The sequence below is a fragment of the Pannus brasiliensis CCIBt3594 genome, assembly GCF_036688125.1.
In the GTDB taxonomy this organism is placed as follows: Bacteria; Cyanobacteriota; Cyanobacteriia; order Cyanobacteriales; family Microcystaceae; genus Pannus; species Pannus brasiliensis.
Window position 1 is genome coordinate 21,482 of sequence record NZ_JBAFSM010000028.1, and the last position, 13,015, is coordinate 34,496.

Consider the following 13,015-nt stretch of genomic DNA (forward strand, 5'->3'; position numbering starts at 1 on the left):
AACATTCGCTAGGTTCCGCACGAAATACACCCTGGTTATGACTCGATCTGTCATCGAAGGAGTTCGCGCGCTTATTCCTAGAAAGCCGAACGCCGATGTAATTCTCGATTGTCCAGTCGCTTTTCAAATCGTGTTCGACTAAACCCTTCGAGAAGATCTCCCCCTTTACTATTACTATCCAGAGACGATCGCTTCACACTCCAGAAAGTCGATCGAGGGGAGAAATACGATAGTTAACCGTTCGGAAAAACTTGGAGACTTCAAGATAGAGGGTATTATGTCTCACTCACCCGATCCGTTCATCGCCAGCTTAACCCGAGAGTTAGATCGCTTACATCAAGACAAAGCGACGGGAGAGATGATTTTCCGTTGGCGGGACAATACCGTCACTCTTTATTTGTTGGCGGGACGATTGCAATATATCGTCGATCGATCCCATCGGATGCGTCGTTGGAAACGGGCGATTTTCCAGCATGGTCGCGATTGGGCGGTTCCGACACAGATTCTCAACACCCAGCCCTGGGAATACGATTTCCTCTATCAAGGTATCAAGAAAAGTACCTTACCTCTCGAACAGGCCAAAGCGGTGATCGGGAGTGTTGTCCGGGAATGTTTAACCGAATTAGCGCTCGGCGAAAATGTTGAATATCATTGGGAAGCGCGCGATCGGGCTAAATCCACCTTTTCCTATTTTCTCAGTTTATCCCTACCGGAAGTGCATCCCATCTTAACCGAAAGTACCGAGATCCATTACGAGTGGGAGAGAGAGCGTCTGGAGCGTGTCAGCCTCAGTTCCGCGCCCACGTTAACCGAAAAAGGTAAGGCGATTCCGAACCCCAACTTACAAAAATATCTCAACGGTCAATTCACGCTCTGGGATGTGGCCTTACAGTTAAAACAACCTGTTATCAAAGTCGCTAAATCCCTTCTACCCTGGCACGAAAAAGGACTGCTGGAATTTAAAAAGCTGGCCGATTTACCCTGTCCCGTGGAAGACATCGAGGAAGCCGCTCCAGCGTCCACCGTGACGGAGAGTTCCCAGTTCGAGAGCGCGAGCGTTCCCGCGACCGGAAATCAAACCGCGTCCGGAAAAGCGCGGTTCCTGATCGCCTGTATCGATGATAGTCCGATCGTTATTCATAACCTAAAAACGATACTCACTCCCGCGGGTTTCGAGGTATTAAGTATTCAGGAACCGATGGCCGGTTTCGGCCAGTTAATCGAGCGAAAACCCGATCTGATTCTGCTCGATCTGAATATGCCCAACGCCAACGGCTATAGTATTTGCAAATTTTTACGGGAAACCCCGGTATTCGGCCATACACCGATTATTATCCTCACCGCGCAGGATAGCTCGATCGATCGCACCCGCGCCAAATTAGCCGGGGCCAATGACTTTATCAGTAAACCCGCCGAGGCCGGAACCTTGATCCGGTTGATCGAAACCTATCTACCCCAGGCAGTCGGTGTCTTCGGACGTAGTTAATACGGGGTATCCCGTCCAACAGGAAAAGGACAATTTCACTCTTAGAAAAACCTCCGATCCGCGAATCTCCCGGACCGAAGCGAAATTTTCGGGATATTCCTTGACCCCTCCTTGAGTCGTTTCGTGATGAGAAAACAGCCATGATTGAAGATCGAGAGTTACGGGAAATCTATCAGGTTTCGGGGGCGGAACACGTCCAGAACCTAGAAGCCGGATTATTATCCCTAGAGAAAGATCCCAACAATATCGAGCTTCTGCAAAATCTACTCCGGGAAGCCCACAGCCTCAAAGGAGACTCGCGGGTGATCGGGGTGAAAAAAGTAGAAACCCTCGCCCACCGTTTAGAAGAAATTCTCGGACGGATTAAAAATAATCAACTGGCCTGGTCGAGATCGATCGGTCAAGCGATGTACGAAACCGTCGGCGCGTTGGGTAAATTAGTCCATGAAGCCGTCACCGACGAACCGAGTCACGTTGACGCGAACCAATTACTCAGTCGTCTGAGCGAGATTTTACCGGCGATGGAGACCGCGGCCGTCTCCCCCTCGATCGAGGAACGTTCCCGCGACGGCAACGGCAACGGGAAACCGAAAAACGGCCATCGTTCCCTATTCATCGAGGACGCGGATCTTCGCGATATCTACAAGATTTCCAGCGAGGAACATCTCACTAAACTGCAATCCGGGTTAATCGTTCTCGATCAGCACCCGGACGATCGAGCCTCCCTAGAGGAGCTATTAAGCGAATCCCAGAGTTTCGAGCTAGATTCGCGGATCGTCGGTCAGGAATACCTGGAAGCCCTGATCCATAAAGTCGAAACGGTACTGGAAGCGCTGAAAGCCTCGCGGGTGAAATATCCGGAAGTGTCCTCACCGCTCCATCAAGCGATCGACGCGATCGGCGACCTCGTGCGGGAAGCCCTAACCGGGGAACCCTCGGCGGTTAATTTACAGAAAACGCTAGACGATCTAGAGAAACTGACGAACCTCGTCCGGGGAAGCCATGAAACCGCCGACAAGAGTGAAAATCGGCCCGCGGGTTCCGACACTCCCGCGATCGGTTTGGGAGATATGGCGCGTCTGGACACGATCCGGGTTCCCATGCGCTATCTCGACGCGTTGATGACCCATACCGGTGAGTTAACGGTGACGAAAACCCGTCTGGCCCACACCGGCGCGAGGATTCAAGATCTGATCCGTACCTGGAACACTTGGAAAACCAAGAAAAAAGGCGATTCCGCGGGACGGGAAAAGGCTACCGAGGAAAAACTCGACAATATCATTCATTATCTTTACGGGAGCGTCGCGGAGAACAATACCCGTCTGGACTCGATTTCGAGAGAGTTGGACGAGAAGATCCGCACCCTGCGCCTCTTACCGCTCTCGACCATTTTTCTTCTCTTCCCCCGTCTGGTTAGAGATCTCGCGCGGGACGAGGGTAAAGAGATCGATTTTGTCATGGATGGCGGGAATATCACCGTAGATAAACAGATTCTGGAGGAAATGAAAGATCCTCTCCTGCACCTGTTACGGAACGCGGTGGATCACGCGATCGAAGACCCGCGCGATCGGGCAAAATTGGGGAAACCCCCCGTCGGTAAAGTTTGGTTAACGGCGACCAAGAGCGGTAGCAATATCGTGATCGAGGTGGGAGACGACGGTCGCGGTCTGGATATCGAGAAGATCAAACAGACGGCGATCAAACGGAAACTCTACCGGCCGGAGGAACTGGCCGCGATGGGGACGAACCAACTGCGATCGCTCATCTTCCTGCCCGGTTTCTCCACCCGCGGCTTCATTACCGAGATCTCCGGTCGGGGGGTCGGTCTGGACATCGTGCGGACGAACGTGGAACGACTGAAAGGGAATATTCAGATCGAATCCAATCCCGATCGGGGCTGTGTTTTCCGGATTCAACTACGGAGTACGGTCGCCACGCTGATCGTCCTGCTGTTCGAGGTGCGGGGGTTACTCCACGCGATCCCGTTGGAATCGATCGAGAAAAACCTGCTCATCCGTCCCGCGGACATCTATTCCCTAGAGGGACAGCCGACCATCAGCGTCGAGGGTAAGCCGGTTCCGCTGGTGAAAATGGCGGATATCCTCGAACTGCCCGCCCCGGTGCAAGCCGGTCAGAAACAACGGCAGAAACAGGAACAGAGCTTTATTCCCGCGATCTTGCTGAACGTGGACGGGCAAACCCTCGCCTTCGAGGTCGATCGCCTGCAAGAAGTCCTGGAAGTGGTCATCAAGCCCCAGAGTAAGTTACTCAAACGGGTGCGGAATGTTATGGGCGCGACCATTCTCGGAACCGGCGACGTGTGCATGATCCTCAACCCGGTCGATCTGATGCGATCGGTGCGGAAACTCCAGCAGGCCGTGACCGAGGTAGACGGCGACGCGCTGGATGCGGAACCCGTCTCGCAACAGAAACCGGTGATCCTCCTCGTGGAAGACTCGATCGCCGTCCGTACCCAGGAAAAACGCATCCTCGAAAAAGCCGGGTACGAGGTGGTGATCGCGGTCGATGGCGTGGACGGCTACAGCAAACTGCGATCGGGCCGCACCTTCGACGCGATCGTGTCCGACGTGGAAATGCCCAACATGAACGGCTTGAGCTTTACCTCCAAGGTGCGCGAACATCCCGAATACCGGGAGTTACCGATCGTCCTCGTCACCTCGCTGGCATCGGAGGCCGATAAACGCAAAGGCGCGCAAGCCGGGGCCAACGCCTACATCGTCAAGGATCAGTTCAACCAGGAAATGCTGATCGAAACGCTCGATCGACTGGTGTAGCTTTCGCTTTCTTCCCCTCCCTTTCTGTCCCGTTTCCCCCAACAAGTTTTTCCTTTTCCTGCAATTTTTAAGGAGTTACCATCATGTCTATTCTCGACAGCAACAAATTACAAGCCCGTATCCTCAAAGGCTATGCCGTTCCCCTGGGCATTTTAACCCTCTTCGCCGTGACGATCGGTGTCGTTCTCAAAATCGATAGCGACGCGGCCAACGATCTGGCCCGTGCCAACCGCGTGATCGATAATGTTCGAGAAACCGTGATGGGCGCGTCCCGGATGGTGCGATCGGTGCGGGGTGCCGCCCTATTTCCGAAAAATGATGTTTATCCCGCATCTTATGCCACGGGCGTAGAGCAGATCGATGATGCCACCAGCGCGATGGGAGACCAGATCCACGACCCGCAACAGAAAATCTCTTGGGAAAAATTATTGAAAGAGATCGACGCTCGGAAAACGGCCGGCGATCAGGCGATGCAATTGATTAAAGCTGGTCAGGTAGGGAAAGCGATGCCCCTCATCGCCGAGTTAGATATGACATCGCTCGATAAAGTCAAAGACGCGATGCTCAAACGCCAGGAAGAGATTCTCGTCGAAAAAGAACGAGTGCAAACCATGATCACCACGATCGCTATCGCGATCACTCTTTTGGGTTTATTCGGGGGCGGTGTGGTCTCCGTGATTCTCGGCAATATGATCGCGAGCAAGATCACCGACGACGTGAAAAAAGCGGTCGTGGAAATCACCTCCTCGGCCTCGGAAATCGCCGCCACGATGGAAGAACAGGAACGCACCGCGAACTTACAGGCCGCTTCGGTTAGTGAAACCACCACCACGATGGACGAGTTGGGCGCGTCTTCCCGTCAATCGGAAGAACAGGCTGAATCCGCCGCTCAAGCCGCTCAGGAAGTTCTCCAGTTGGCCGATAACGGAAATCAATCCGTAGAGGAAACCGTGGCCACGATGATCGACCTGAAAAACAAAGTCGCGGCGATCGCCGATCAGATCGTCCGTCTCTCGGAACAAACCAACCAGATCGGCAATATTTCTTCCGTGGTTAGCGATCTGTCCCAACAAACCAATATGTTAGCCCTCAACGCCTCGGTAGAAGCCGTTCGAGCGGGCGAACACGGCAAAGGATTCGCGGTCGTCGCCGAAGAAATCCGCAAACTCGCCGATCAGAGCCGTCAATCCGCCGTTAACATCGGTACACTCGTTTCCGACATTCAAAACGCCATCAATACCACGGTTATGGTGACGGATGAAGGGACGAAAACGGTTAACGCCGGGTTATCGGTCACGGAACGTACCGCCAACGCGTTCTCGGGTGTGTTGGAATCGATCAATAACGTGGCGATGAACAACCAGCAGATCGTGTTGAATATCCGTCAACAGGGTAAAGCGGTTCAACAGGTTCTGCAAGCGATGGACAGCATCAACCAAGGCGCGCAACAAACCGCCGCCAGCTTAACCCAAGTGAAAGCCGGAACTAGCCAGTTATCCCACACCGCGAAAAACCTCGAAGCGATCGTCTAAAGCAACGGGTAGGAACCATTTCTCGATCGTTCCTACCCTCCTGTTTTTCGGTGGATTACGCTTCGTTTTTCGGTAGATTTGGTGGATTACACTTCGCTAATCCACCCTACGGTCTCCCTCCTCCTGCCTCCTGCCTCCTGTAAAGCTATGACTATCCGAGTCCTATTAGTAGAAGATTCCCCGGTCGCCACCACGATCCTCACCCGGATGATCTCGTCGGCGGAAGATATGAAGGTGGTCGGGACGGCGCGCACCGGCGTGGACGCGTTGGAAATGATACCGAAAGTCAAACCGGACGTGATCTGTACCGATCTCCTGATGCCGAAGATGAACGGGCTGGAGTTGACCCAAAATATCATGGAACGCAGTCCGAAACCGATTTTAGTCGTGAGCGCCTGCGTGCAGGACGAGGATAAAAATAACGTCTTTCAACTGTTAGACGCGGGCGCGGTGGATGTTTTTCCCAAACCCCGAAGCGGACAGATCGAGGAATACGAACAGTTAACCGAAAAACTATTAACTAAAATCCGGGTGTTAGCGGGGGTTAAGGTTTTTACCAAACGCAATAAAGGCGCGACCTTGGCGATTAAAACTCAATCCACCCCGGTCAAAGTAACCCCCACCGCGAAAACCGGTCCCCTACCGCATTCGATAAGAGTGGTGGCGATCGGTGCTTCCACCGGCGGACCCCAAGCTTTTCAGGAAATCCTGCACCATCTCCCGGCCGATTTTCCCCTACCGATTCTCTGTGTGCAACACATTAGTAAAGGGTTTTTAAACGGTTTTCTCGATTGGCTGAGACAAACTTGCCGACCGCGCATCGAGATCGCCAAAACCGGAGACAGTCCGGAAAGAGGAACGATTTATTTTCCCCCGGAACGACAACACTTACAAATCGACGCGCAGGGTCGTTTCTATTGCGTGGACGGCCCTCTCGTAGACGGTCATTGTCCTTCCGCTACCGTCCTATTTCAAAGTGTCGCCGGGTACTATCGATCGACCGTATTGGGGATTCTCCTTTCGGGAATGGGTAGAGACGGGGCGGCCGGCCTTTTAACGATTAAACAGAAAGGCGGTTACACGATCGCCCAAAACGAGGAAAGTTCGGTCGTTTTCGGAATGCCCCAGGAAGCGATCCGATTAGGAGCGACCAAAGCGATTCTATCCTTGTCGGAAATCGGCCCGAAACTTTTAGAGATTATGTCATAAGTTATGTAATAGAACCATGCCATAAAACCTTTTACGGATAAGTATTTGGGAGTGAAAAGCGATGATTAATGAAACCATTTCACAGAGTTTACGGGAAGATTTCGTCGAAATAATCGCCCGACAAACAGGAATCGAAATTCGGGCGCAAAACTACGGCTCGATGGGCGATAATATTTTCACCCGCATTAAAGCTTTAAAGTTAGCTTCCCCGCAAGCTTACTATAATTTACTCGCGAATACCACTCCCGAAAGTGAAGAGGAATGGCAAAAATTTGTCTGTTTGATCACCAACCGAGAAAGTTATTTCTTTCGGGATAAAGGTCAATTTTCCCTACTCCAAAACACTCTATTGCCGGAACTGATCCGCCGTAACCAGAGAACGAGATCGCTCCGGATCTGTAGCGCGGGCTGTTCTACCGGACAGGAACCTTACTCGATCGCCATTTTATTAAAAGAATTAATTCCCGATCTAGTCAATTGGCATCTCACCATATTAGGCATCGATATTAACCGGGAATCTTTAGATCACGGCAGAAAAGGCTGTTATAATACTTGGTCTTTCCGGCAAGTGGAAGATGATATTAAAGCTCGGTATTTTAAAAACGCGGCGGGTTACTATCAACTCGGCGAGGAGATTCGCCCGTTGGTTCGATTTCAACAGGTGAATTTAACCCGCGATCCGTTTCCCCGGTTGAATTCCGATTTACGGGATATGGATTTAATCATCTGTCGTAACGTTTTTATCTATTTTACCGATAAAGCGATCGCCGAGGTAGTGGAAAAGTTCTTTAATACCCTCAAACCGAACGGATATCTGCTCACCGGCCACGCGGAACTCGCCAACCACCACGTTAAAGCCTTTCAAGCGAAACTCTTTCCCGAATCGATCGTTTATCAACGTCGCGGGGGTGAATATAGCCATCTGAGTAATCAACCGGTTGCCAGTCGATCTTTTAAACCCGAACCTCCCCCGCTAGAAGTTTCGCCGGTCTTTTCCGCGCCGAGTGTAAACACTCCGATAAGCGCGACAGTAGTAACACCGCTCCCACTTCCCACACCCCCGAAAACCACTCCCATTCACCCCCCGAAAGCGAATCCCGCTCCCGTCACTCCCGCGGGAAAAACTTCCGAGCAAAACGATCTCCTCGCGGAAGTAGAAAAGTTATTTAAAACGAAATCGTACCATTTAGCGAAAACGAAATTAGAGCAAATCCTCAAACGATCGCCCGATCATTTTCGATCGAATTACCTCATGGCCGAATTACAGGCGAATCTCGGCAACTACGATCAAGCTCGGCAATGGTGTCGATCGGCGATGAAATTAAATAACTTTTCCTGCGATCCTCACTATCTTATCGCTCACATCGAGGAAGAACAGAATAATTTCGAGGAAGCGAAAAAAGCCTTAAAAACCGTGATCTATCTAGAACCGGACGGGGTAGCCGCCTACGTGAATCTAGCCACCTTATACCAACGGGAAGGAGACTTTCAGCGAGCGAGTAAAATGCAACAATCCGCCTTAAAAATTCTCCAACGCCTACCGAAAGAAAACAAAATCGCCGAGCTAGATAATGTCTCCGTGGAAGCCTTAATTCTAGAACTAGAAAACTCTCTTTGATTCTCGCTGTAGAGTTTTTCTACGCCCGTATTTCCCCAGTATTACCGAGGACGATTATCATGAACTACTACCTTACCTTTACCCACAATAACCTTCACTACGGGGTTCCCGCTACCGCCGTTCAAGAGGTCTTTTTACTCCCGGAGATCACCCCGATTCCCGAGGCTCCCGCGGATATTATCGGGACGATCAATGTTCGGGGAAAAATCGTTCCGATCATGGATCTCAATTTACGCTTCGGTTATACCGCCGTTAATTATTCATTAAATAACAGTATAATCGTTCTCAATTGGCAGGAAATCACGATCGGCATCGTTACCGATCGAGTCCAAACGGTGAAATCGATCGATAGTGAAGTGATCACTCCCGAACTCTCTCACGATCATCCGTTATTAGATTTCAAACAGGAAAAATTTATCGGCGGTTTTCTGCAAGAAGACGATCGGGTTTTATTACTGCTCGATCTCGAATCCCTCCTCCGGTACGTGGACGCGCAAGAACTGAATTTAGATCTCGATCTGGATACACTTATTCTAGACGATTTGGAAATTCCGGCGGAGAGCGATCGCCCGAAACCCGAAACCCCGGAATCACCCAAATCGCCGATCTTCTTCCCCTCCGCCACTCCCTACGAACGGAAAGTTCTCCAAAAACGCGCGGAAAGTTTACGTCAGGAACTCAAACTAAAAGATATAACGGGATTAAAACCCGTCGCCGTTTTCTCGCTCAATCAGGAATTTTTCGGCATCGATCTATCCTTAATTCAGGAGTTTATTACCTTCGATCGAGTGACGATCGTTCCCTGTAGTCCCCCGTTCATCATCGGTAATATTAACCTCCGGGGGGAAATCGTTACCCTGATCGATATCCGGAGTTTATTTAACCTCCCTCGATCGATCCACGCGAAAAACACCAAAGCGGTAATCGTCAACGTCGAGGGAATCACCGCGGGACTCTTAATCGACACCATTCAAGACATTTTCATGCTCGATCCCAAGACAATCATGGACGCGTCCGCGCTAGAAAGCGACATCGATCGAAGCTATCTACAGGGAGTTATCCCCTATCAGGAAAAAATGCTAGGACTCGTCAACCTAACCGAAATTATTCTCGGAGGCAGTTTACTGGTAGACGAAGCCGTTTAAAAATTCGCTCTCTCTCCGAAAATAAAAACCGTAGGGGCGCGAGCCTCGCGCCCCTACCCCCTAACTCCTAACTCCTGCCTCATGGAGAGGGCGCGGGTTTTTCTTCCGTCGGGGGTTGAGTCATCGCCTGATTGACTCGCGCGATCTGATTTTGAAAATATTCCTCCCGATAACGGATCGCCCGCGCCAATTCCGAACCTTTTTGAAAAGCGTTCATCGCCTGCCGGTAATCTTTTCGATCGAGATAAATCTGCCCGATCTTATCGTAGGTCGTCATTAACCCGTAATAATTATAACCCAGTTCGTGAACCTTGATCGTTTCTTGATAGATCTGGAGCGCGTAATCGGTTTGCCCGTACTTTTGATAGAGTTCCGCCAATCTTCCTAACGCTTCTCCCGCGGTTCCGTACTGTTGTAGGGCGAAAGCGAGGGAATAAGCTTCTTGAAAGTTCTGACTCGCTTTATTGGGATCGTTGAGCGCTTGATAATCTAAACCGATGAGAATTTTCATCGGGGGAATCAATTGAGGCTGTTGATTCCGTAAATAATTTTCGGCGATTTCTTCTTTGATTCTGGCGGCATTCGCGGGCTGTAGGGATTCGTGATAGATTTCCGCTAGTTTCTGGAGATAAATCCCCTCCTGTAAAGAATCGTTCCGACTTCGGGCGATGACTAACAGTTCCTCGTAAACGGGGGCGGCTCTTTGATAGTCGAAACGTTTCAAATGTAATTCCCCGAGTTTGCTTAAATTCGCCTCGATCGCCACCGGATCGTTCGCCTTTCTAGCGTCGGCGAGAATCCGATCGTAAATCGTTACGGCGCTATCGATCGCCCGGATCTGTTCGTAAGCGATTCCCAACTCCGCCCGTAATTCGGGGGTCATTTTTTTCCCCGTCTCCGCGTTTTGTTGAATGTTTTTCAAGCGTTGATTGATATATTTAACCTCGTCGGTACGATCGCGTTCCCACGCCGCTAACCCCACTCTTCCCAGCCCTTTTACCTCTTCCACGTCCCCTAGCGCTCGTCGCTGTTTAATTTCCTCGTACCAGATAGGGAAAGCTTCTTGGTAAAGTCCCGCGTCGTATTTCGCCCGCGCTTCCGCGTCGAGTTTATCGAGAGATTCGGTTAGTTTCTGCCGTTCCTCCGGGGTGAGAGGCCGATTCAGGGGTACGATCGGATTCTGTACCGGCGTTTCTAACGGGTTCGGTGGGGTGGGGGTTTGCGCGAGGACGGGGAAAGAAAAGAAAATCGGCGCGAGCAGTAAAATCGGGTAAAAACGTTTCATATAGGAACGAGAACTTTACAATCTAAAAAGGAAACTATTTCGAGGGGAAATTTCGTGTTCGATCGATTCTATAACAGACTGACGGCGGGAAAAATTCGGTTCCCGATTCTCCGGGGCTTCCTCCTCTCCATCCTAGCCCTCGTCCTCGTCGCCTGCGGGACATCCCCCAGAGTGATGGCACAGGATCGGATGTTTCTGCCCCTGTCCGTCGAATTTCTCGGCGAGTACCGACTACCGAAAGAAGAGTTTCAAGGAACGAGCGTCGGGGGAATCTCCGCGATTACCCGCGATCGACAGACCGATCGATTCTACCTCCTCTCCGACGATCGATCGGAAAGAAACCCCGCGCGCTTCTACACCGCCCGTTTAGAACTTAATGGCACAAAACTCGAAAAAGTGTCGATCGAGGGCGTTACGACGCTAAAAAACGCCAATGGGGAGACGTATCCGAAGGGATCGATCGACCCGGAAGGCATCGCCCTCTCCCCCCGAAACACCTTCTTTATCTCTAGCGAGGGCGCGGTAAAACAGGGAATCGCCCCCTCGATCGCCGAATTCGATCGCTCCGGACAGGTAAAAACGCCCCTCGCCATTCCCACCCGTTTCCTCCCCGACGCGGAGAATCGCCGGGGAATCCGGGAAAATCTCGGTTTTGAAGCGTTAACGTTAGGAATCACTAGTACCCTCCCCGACGATCCGTTCCGTCTGTTTACCGCCAACGAGAGCGCGTTAGTGCAAGATAGTCCGACGGGAAAATCGATCGAAAATCGACGGGTTCGACTCCTCCACTACGTCATCGATCCGATCGGTTCCCCCGTCCTCGTCGCCGAACATTTATACCTTCTCGACGAGGCGCCGGACAGCGCGATCTATCACGGTTTAACGGAATTACTCGCCCTAGAGAGAGAGGGATATTTTCTCAGTTTAGAGAGAACTTTCGGACTCGAAGGATTCGGGGCGAAACTGTTCCAAGTCGTCAACGCCAGCGCCACCGATACCTCGAAAATCACCAGTTTATCGGGAGAGTTAGAAACCTTACAGGTACGACCGCTAGAAAAGAAGTTATTACTCGATCTCGGAACATTAGGCATCGATCTGGATAATCTCGAAGCGATGGCGATCGGTCCGCGCCTACCCTCGGGCGATCGATCGTTAATTCTCGTCAGCGATGATAATTTTCGGAAAGATCAAGTCACTCAATTTCTATTATTCCGTCTCAAGGAGAAATAAGGATTAGTTCACCACGGAGACTCTTGTATTTAATCTATGTCCAATTCTCGATCGATAAACCGGCAATTTGCCCGAAGTCAGCGCTGTTGCGAGTCAATAGAACCGCTTGATTAACCAGAGCGATCGACGCGATCTTTACATCCATCGTACCGAGTCGGGGGTATATTTGCCGGAGACGTTGGAATTCTCGCGCCGACCGTTCCTCAAAATCTAGAATCGGTATAGCGCAATAATTGGTCAATTGTCGCTTTAGTTGTTGATAAGCTTCAATCTGTTGTTGAATTGTCTTGGCTTGAGCTATATAGCTTAACCAACCGCGGGTCTGCTCCTCGTAACTAATAATACTGGTAACGACCGGCGTAGAACCAACCCTCGCCAATCTTTGCAGGAGACGTTGAGCGTTTACTCCCCCACGATCGAGAACGCTTAAATGATCGGTATCGAGAATATACATTTATTCATTAGCGAGTTCTAGAGCATCGGGACGGAGAGAATCGCGGTACTCGCGTCCTAACCGCATCGCCTCATCATAAGCGGGATTATCGGCGAAAGTTCCCGCGATTTTTTCCCACCAAGGTCTAGATGAATCGTTTTCGACTTTGTTTTTCAGTCGGGCAACTTCGGCTTCTAAATCGGCTACCCGTTCTTCTAACTGTTCTGACACGCGCGGTATCCTCCGTTAGCTTCTCTCTCGATTGTAGGCCATCGGATTCCA

At 51.0% G+C, this 13,015-nt stretch carries 10 protein-coding genes; 7 read left to right on the top strand and 3 right to left on the bottom strand.

Annotated elements, in window-relative coordinates:
* Window positions 1-277: 277 nt before the first annotated feature.
* The 6 genes from V0288_RS14805 (at window position 278) to V0288_RS14830 (ending at window position 9,785) form a co-directional block, all read left to right on the top strand.
* Entirely contained in the window at window positions 278-1,486 is a 1,209-nt protein-coding gene (locus V0288_RS14805) for a response regulator (protein WP_332865895.1), read from the top strand.
* Between the two features lie 140 nt (window positions 1,487-1,626).
* On the top strand, window positions 1,627-4,281 hold the full coding sequence (locus V0288_RS14810; RefSeq protein ID WP_332865896.1) for a hybrid sensor histidine kinase/response regulator: 2,655 nt from the start codon (window positions 1,627-1,629) through the stop codon (window positions 4,279-4,281).
* An 83-nt stretch (window positions 4,282-4,364) separates the two neighbouring features.
* Window positions 4,365-5,813, top strand: a complete 1,449-nt coding sequence (locus V0288_RS14815; protein ID WP_332865897.1) for a methyl-accepting chemotaxis protein — start codon at window positions 4,365-4,367, stop codon at window positions 5,811-5,813.
* Between the two features lie 147 nt (window positions 5,814-5,960).
* On the top strand, window positions 5,961-7,022 hold the full coding sequence (gene cheB, locus V0288_RS14820; protein WP_332865898.1) for a chemotaxis-specific protein-glutamate methyltransferase CheB: 1,062 nt from the start codon (window positions 5,961-5,963) through the stop codon (window positions 7,020-7,022).
* Window positions 7,023-7,083: 61 nt separating this feature from the next.
* The gene (locus V0288_RS14825; protein ID WP_332865899.1) at window positions 7,084-8,640 is read left to right on the top strand and encodes a CheR family methyltransferase; all 1,557 of its coding nucleotides are present in this window, start codon (window positions 7,084-7,086) and stop codon (window positions 8,638-8,640) included.
* 59 nt (window positions 8,641-8,699) lie between these two features.
* The gene (locus tag V0288_RS14830; RefSeq protein ID WP_332865900.1) at window positions 8,700-9,785 is read left to right on the top strand and encodes a chemotaxis protein CheW; all 1,086 of its coding nucleotides are present in this window, start codon (window positions 8,700-8,702) and stop codon (window positions 9,783-9,785) included.
* A 79-nt stretch (window positions 9,786-9,864) separates the two neighbouring features.
* Here the strand turns inward: V0288_RS14830 and V0288_RS14835 are convergent, their stop codons facing one another.
* Window positions 9,865-11,070: a tetratricopeptide repeat protein gene (locus tag V0288_RS14835; RefSeq protein WP_332865901.1), complete on the bottom strand. Its 1,206-nt coding sequence runs from the start codon at window positions 11,068-11,070 to the stop codon at window positions 9,865-9,867.
* 54 nt (window positions 11,071-11,124) lie between these two features.
* Here V0288_RS14835 and V0288_RS14840 point away from each other — a divergent pair, with 54 nt between their 5' ends.
* On the top strand, window positions 11,125-12,300 hold the full coding sequence (locus V0288_RS14840) for an esterase-like activity of phytase family protein (RefSeq protein WP_332865902.1): 1,176 nt from the start codon (window positions 11,125-11,127) through the stop codon (window positions 12,298-12,300).
* A gap of 34 nt (window positions 12,301-12,334) precedes the next feature.
* Here the strand turns inward: V0288_RS14840 and V0288_RS14845 are convergent, their stop codons facing one another.
* Together V0288_RS14845 and V0288_RS14850 are read right to left on the bottom strand one after the other, a co-directional pair.
* Window positions 12,335-12,754, bottom strand: a complete 420-nt coding sequence (locus V0288_RS14845) for a type II toxin-antitoxin system VapC family toxin (protein WP_332865903.1) — start codon at window positions 12,752-12,754, stop codon at window positions 12,335-12,337.
* Window positions 12,755-12,964, bottom strand: coding sequence for a hypothetical protein (locus tag V0288_RS14850; protein ID WP_332865904.1), 210 nt, complete (start codon window positions 12,962-12,964; stop codon window positions 12,755-12,757).
* Between the last annotated feature and the right edge of the window lie 51 nt (window positions 12,965-13,015).

Excerpts from the sequence above, each read along its gene's own strand:
- V0288_RS14845 (WP_332865903.1), bottom strand. The coding sequence starts at position 12,754 with ATGTATATTCTCGATACCGATCATTTAAGCGTTCTCGATCGTGGGGGA.
- V0288_RS14835 (WP_332865901.1), bottom strand. The coding sequence starts at position 11,070 with ATGAAACGTTTTTACCCGATTTTACTGCTCGCGCCGATTTTCTTTTCT.
- V0288_RS14815 (WP_332865897.1), top strand. The coding sequence starts at position 4,365 with ATGTCTATTCTCGACAGCAACAAATTACAAGCCCGTATCCTCAAAGGC.
- V0288_RS14805 (WP_332865895.1), top strand. The coding sequence starts at position 278 with ATGTCTCACTCACCCGATCCGTTCATCGCCAGCTTAACCCGAGAGTTA.
- V0288_RS14810 (WP_332865896.1), top strand. The coding sequence starts at position 1,627 with ATGATTGAAGATCGAGAGTTACGGGAAATCTATCAGGTTTCGGGGGCG.
- V0288_RS14830 (WP_332865900.1), top strand. The coding sequence starts at position 8,700 with ATGAACTACTACCTTACCTTTACCCACAATAACCTTCACTACGGGGTT.
- cheB (WP_332865898.1), top strand. The coding sequence starts at position 5,961 with ATGACTATCCGAGTCCTATTAGTAGAAGATTCCCCGGTCGCCACCACG.
- V0288_RS14825 (WP_332865899.1), top strand. The coding sequence starts at position 7,084 with ATGATTAATGAAACCATTTCACAGAGTTTACGGGAAGATTTCGTCGAA.